The organism is Pseudomonas machongensis, from assembly GCF_034961125.1.
Lineage (GTDB): Bacteria > Pseudomonadota > Gammaproteobacteria > Pseudomonadales > Pseudomonadaceae > Aquipseudomonas > Aquipseudomonas machongensis.
This window is the reverse complement of record NZ_JAYFUI010000039.1, coordinates 1-5,115: the sequence shown is the minus strand read 5'-3', so window position 1 is coordinate 5,115 and position 5,115 is coordinate 1. Positions and strand designations below refer to the sequence as shown.

The window sequence follows — 5,115 nt, the reverse complement described above, 5'->3', positions numbered from 1 at the left end:
CCCTCGGTGGCCTCGGCCACGCGCATCAGATCGCGCAGCCAGGCGGCGTTCTTGTATGGGATGTTCAGCGTCACGGTGAGGGTCTTGGGCTTGAAGCCCTTGTGCGCCGTCTCTGTGTTGCTGGTTTGCCCGGACAGGTCGTCCGCCTCGATGCGCAGGTTTGCGGTCACTTTCAGGCCTTTGCCCTGAATCGCGGTACCGTCGAGCAGCAGCAGTGTCATAGGCCCACCAGTTCGCGCACGAAGCTCAGGCCCTTCTGTGAGCCCACCATGATTACGCCGGCGCAGATGACCCACTCGTGCCCCGGGGCGTCGTGCTCGAGCAGCAGGCGGCGCAACTCGGCGTTGCTGCCCGGCCCGATCGTCCTGGCCCGCGTGGCGGTGTCCGGCTGGCGATCCTGCAGCGACTCCTGCAGATCCTGCAGTTGCTTGTCACGGTTGCGCTGCTGCTCGGCCTTGCGGCTGGCCAGCGCGCTCAGATCTGCCATGGGTGAGCTGTCCGCCGCGTAGCTCTCCAGGACGGCCAACTGGCCTGCCATGGACTGCTGGGCGGCCTTGACGACGGTGCAGCGCTCCAGGGGCAGTGGCTGCCAGCGTGGGAGCGGGCCGGACTTGGGAATCTGCCATTTTTCCGCCTCGAGCTTGGCCAGGTGATCGGCGCGGCGCTCAGCGCGGACCAACTCCGGGACCGGCATCAGTGCATTGAAGCGGCCCAGGCTCGCGGCCAACTGGTCGTAGCGGGTGGCCAGGAACAATATGCACAGGGCGTGCTGCTCGCCCTGGGGCCGGGCCGCGTCGGTGGCGTCGGTGAGTTTGTTGGCCAGCGCCTGCAGGAGGTTCGGTGCCGACAGAAAGCGCTGGTGCCCGCGTCCTTGCCCGATACCAGATTGGAACGGCGTCACGACCAGGCACGACGGCGGCTCGCTCAGCTGCTCGGCCATGGCCTGGCGCCCGGCCTCGCTCGGCCCTTTCGCTGCAGCACCGACTGGCCCCGGGTTGGTGGTGGTCACGGCCTCGAGGTCGGCCAGGCGCGTGCCGGTGCTGGCCAGCTCGCGATCGGCCAGCGCCTTGGCTCCGCCCAGCTGGTCCATCCACCTGGTGGATTCGGTGGGCCAGCGCATAGTGACCGGCGACCAGGTCATGCCGGCGCCGTCCAGGTAATGGCGCGCATCGCCTTGAGTTTCTTGTCCTGCAGGGCCTTGGCCAGGTCGCGCTTCAGCTGGTCGGCGCGCTGCAGCGCGGTCTGCTTGAACAGCACCAGGTCTTTGTTCACCTGCAGCAGCTGCTCGCGGGTGTGATCCCGGAAAGTGCGGACGCCATCAGGGCCGGTGCACGGATAGGCGCTGTCCAGACCGCTGAACATCAGGCCGGTCAGGTTCACCTGGTCCTCTAGGACGCTGCTGTAGCGGAAGGGCTCGCCCAGGGCGCTGGAGCTAAAGCCCGCCTCAATGTACTGGCTGCAGCCGCCATTCACCTCTGCCAGCTTCTGCTGGTAAAGCTTGGCCAGGATGGCGTTTGTATCGTCTACCCACTCGCCATTCTTCCAGACCTGGTCCGCCCCGGGCTTCTTCATCGTGTAGCCGGACGGGATTGCGCCCATTCCGTCCAACGTCAGGGGCTCGCCGGTGGTGATGCTGTACACGACCAGGCCTTTGAAGTAGTCCACCAACTGCCAGTGCTTACCGTCCCAGTGGGCCGCTTTGTTCTCGGGGATCAGCGGTGGCGGCACCTCGACGCAGCCGCCCGGGATCAGGAATACGCCGGGTTCCAGCGGCGACTCGTCAGCCTCGGTTTTGCCGGTGAACAACCCCAACGGGGAGGTCTGATAGACCGTTTTCGTCTTTGCCATGGGATTCTCAGTATTTGATGTAGGTGTACAGAGCCACGTTGACAGGGCGGGACTCATGCCCACCCTCGACGCCGACGTTCACGGAGTGGACATGCACGCCGTCCCCGACAATGCCCAGGCTGTGCGTGTGCGCGCCAGCTGGATCGGTAGGAGCGGTGGAGCCGTTTTGGTAGTTCGCAGTTGTGAAGTTTGGAGAACCGCCCCCCACGTTATTGTTCATTGCCCGAGGCGCGGTATGGGTGTGTTCGCCAGCCGCTCCTATCCAGCTGTTTGGGTGGTAGTGCCAGCCCGCTTCGCCGGTGGATGCTGTGTGGGTGTGGTTCAAGTTCTGGCTGTACTGGACAGTGGCTTGGATCCGGCCAGGGTCAAAGCCGCGCCCGTCGTCCACGTCACGGATGAACAAGCCTCTGGTGTCTGGGAGGTTAAAGGTACTCACCCCGTCGCCTGCGCCGTAGAGGGTTCCCAGTTCAGCGAACAATCTGGCGAAGGTGGTCCGGCTGACAGCAGCCCCATTCGCTCGAAGTGTTCCAGGAGGTGCCTTGCGACTGAAGGTCTGGATCATGGTGCCGGGTGGAACAATGGAGTCCGGCGACAAGTTACCCGTATGGAAAATCTCAACGGTTGGGGTCCAGCTGCCGTTGTTCTGTATAGATCGTGCAAACATCCGAACAACGGAACCACCTTGCTGGAATGCTAGTTGTCCGGAGTAGGTGCCGGATGCATAGGGTATAACCAGCACACTGCAATAGTTTGCCAGCGATGTTGGTCCCTCAGTGAAGCTATAGAATCCACCTGGCAAACCCGGGGAGTCGATCGAGCCAATCGGCGCCTTACTCGCGCCAAGGCCAACTTCGCCGCGCTTGAGTGCGTCAGTGATGCCGTAGCCGTCTAAAGTGGTGGGCTTGCCGCTATTGATCTTCGACCAGTCCAGGCTCGGGATGTCGGCAGCAGTCAGGTCGCCGCCCCACTCAACCATGCCTTTTCTGTTGACCTGCACCTTGGTGTAGGTACCTGCCTTAATCCCGTTGTCGCTCATCACCAGGTGCAGGCTGACATCTTTGCTGCCATCGAACTGGGTCGTGCCTTGCGCTGCGCCGATGATCTCGATTGTCCGCGGTGTGGCGAGTTGTTTGGCCTTGCCAGCTGGTGTGGTGCCGTCCTCAAGATCCTGGACCGACTTCCGACTGGCGAAATGTTTCACCAGTGGCCCATCGATTTTTTCCACACCGCGCCGATCGACCACACCTGCAGCACTGAGATCGGCCAGCGGCACGCAGTAGTGCTGGACCCCTAGTGCGTCTTCCCAGTCGCCGAACGCGTCCGCGCCGCCAAACACAACCGACGAGCGGGCCACCACGTCGCTAAATTGCCGCTCAAGGACAACGTCAAGCCAGGCCGTAGTCGGCAGCGCCGGCGGGATAATCGAAGCCACCTTGGCATCGAGCCGTATACCCTCGACGTAGGCAGTCCCTGCCATGACCTGGTAACCGGTCGCCGGCGCTCCGATCACCTGCAGTGCTTCATTGAAGAAACAGGCGCGCCCGTACACATCACGATTGCTCAGACGCTCGCGCTCATCGATCCCGGCCAGGCGTACGGTGAAATCATGCTGCCAGGTGCTGGCATCGATCGCGATCCCCGTCAGCTCTTGCGCGCCGGTGTACTCGACCAGGATGTTGCGGGTGACGTTGTTGCCGATCTGCACCGGTGGGATGTTGCGCCGCTTCTGCTGCAGGGGCAGATAGGCCACGGCGAACAGTACGCCCTCGGCGGACTCAAGGCCGAGCCAGTTCCAGTCGAAGTCACCGATGTCGCTGCCCAGCATGGAGCTATAAACGACCTGGTTCGGGTTCACGTACCCGCTGTTTCCTGCCGGGATCTCGTAGGTGTGAACGATCTGCGCCGTCGGCGGCTTTGCTGCAGCGCGATCAATCGGTTTTGCAGGATCCAGTCCGGGCACGTTGGCGTAGATGAACCGGGTGATGTGCAGGACTTCCTTTGCCCCCTGCTTCTGGGCAATCAGGCTTTCGCCGGCGAGGGTGATTCTGGCCACGGCGGGCTCCTACAGGCTGGCGACCAGCGTCTGCTGGTCGTCGTTGAAGTCGGCTGCGAGCACGCGCAGCGTCACAGGGGTGATCGACACGAAGTCATAGCGGCGGCACGTGCGCCCGTACTGCTGCACCAGGACGCGCAACAGCTCGGGGTTTTCCGACAGCTGCGAGTCAGAAAGGCGCAGGAGCACCACGTCCCAGTCCCGATCGGGCATGCGCTCATTGATCTCGATGTAGCCCACGCCCAGGCGGCGCAAGATGCGCTTGAGGCCTGCCGTGCTGCCCGCGTCCACCGCGTTGATGAAGGCGAACTTCACGCGCAGGCGATACAGGCGCTCGGGCTCGTTGCTGAAGCGGGTGATGTCCCGCTGCCAGGCCATCAGATCCAGGATGGTCAGGTGGCAGGTCTCGGCGTCGGCCTGCAGGAGCGGCCACTGGACCCAGCCCTTCACCTTTTCCCACCAGGACTGCGCCGCTGCGGTGAGCTTGGCCAGCTCGGCACCGCCGAGCCAGAACGGCAGTTTCATGCGGATCATGCGAACGTCACCTGCAGGCTAGAGATGCGGGGGATATCCAGCTGCGACACGATGTCTTCGCCGGCGAAGCGCAGCGACTCGATTTCGGGAAACACCTGGTGCAGCTCCTCCCCGAGGCGGCTCAGTGAAAAGCGCGACTGAGGGTAGGTCAGGGTCGGGCGGTAGTCGCTGGCCGTGCTCTCGCGGAACGCGGCGCGGATGAATAGCGCGATGTTGTCCTGCAGGGCTTGGGTCTGCGGGGCGGTAAGGTTTGGCCGGGGCCACACGGTCACGCTGATGGCATGCGGGGTTTCCGGCATGACGAACACGACCAGGTCGTCACCATGACCATGGTTCCCGCCGTCGCGGATGTGGGCGTTGATCTGCTCCAGGAATGATTCCGCCGGCACGCCGGCGTCGAACAGCACGTAGGCGTTCGCGCTACCAGGACCGCGTGGCGCGCCGTGTTCGAAGTAGATCCCATCGGGCCGCACGCCCGGGAACGCGGCGATCATGGCGCGATACACGGCGTCGGTATGCCACTGGTTCACCGCGCTGAATTGGTTACGGACGCGAAGGCGCAACTGGTCGTCTGGCTCAGGATCCGCACCCGGTGCAGTCATCCAGTCGTCGGCGTTGATGACCTGGGCAATACCCGGTACCGGGTCGAGTAGGATCGCGTAATAACCCGGGGCGAGGTT

At 63.6% G+C, this 5,115-nt stretch carries 6 protein-coding genes; all 6 read right to left on the bottom strand.

All coding sequences use genetic code 11. The features are described from left to right. On the bottom strand, positions 1-221 hold a 221-nt coding region (locus tag VA602_RS02530; protein ID WP_456154082.1), incomplete at its 3' end, for a baseplate complex protein. Next, positions 218-1,141 carry a hypothetical protein gene (locus tag VA602_RS02525; RefSeq protein ID WP_323452385.1) on the bottom strand — a complete coding sequence of 308 codons (924 nt, stop codon included), beginning with the start codon at positions 1,139-1,141 and terminating at the stop codon, positions 218-220. The genes VA602_RS02525 and VA602_RS02530, both read right to left, overlap by 4 nt. Beyond that, on the bottom strand, positions 1,138-1,848 hold the full coding sequence (locus VA602_RS02520; RefSeq protein ID WP_323452384.1) for a DUF4376 domain-containing protein: 711 nt from the start codon (positions 1,846-1,848) through the stop codon (positions 1,138-1,140). The genes VA602_RS02525 and VA602_RS02520 overlap by 4 nt, the downstream gene beginning before the upstream one ends. Positions 1,849-1,855: 7 nt before the next feature. After that, positions 1,856-3,901, bottom strand: a complete 2,046-nt coding sequence (locus tag VA602_RS02515) for a phage tail-collar fiber domain-containing protein (RefSeq protein WP_323452383.1) — start codon at positions 3,899-3,901, stop codon at positions 1,856-1,858. 9 nt (positions 3,902-3,910) lie between these two features. Then, positions 3,911-4,435 (bottom strand): phage tail protein, encoded by a 525-nt coding sequence (locus VA602_RS02510; RefSeq protein WP_323452382.1) that lies wholly within the window; start codon positions 4,433-4,435, stop codon positions 3,911-3,913. Further along, positions 4,432-5,115 (bottom strand): baseplate J/gp47 family protein (locus tag VA602_RS02505; protein WP_323452381.1); only part of this gene is annotated, 684 nt, incomplete at its 5' end. The genes VA602_RS02510 and VA602_RS02505, both read right to left, overlap by 4 nt.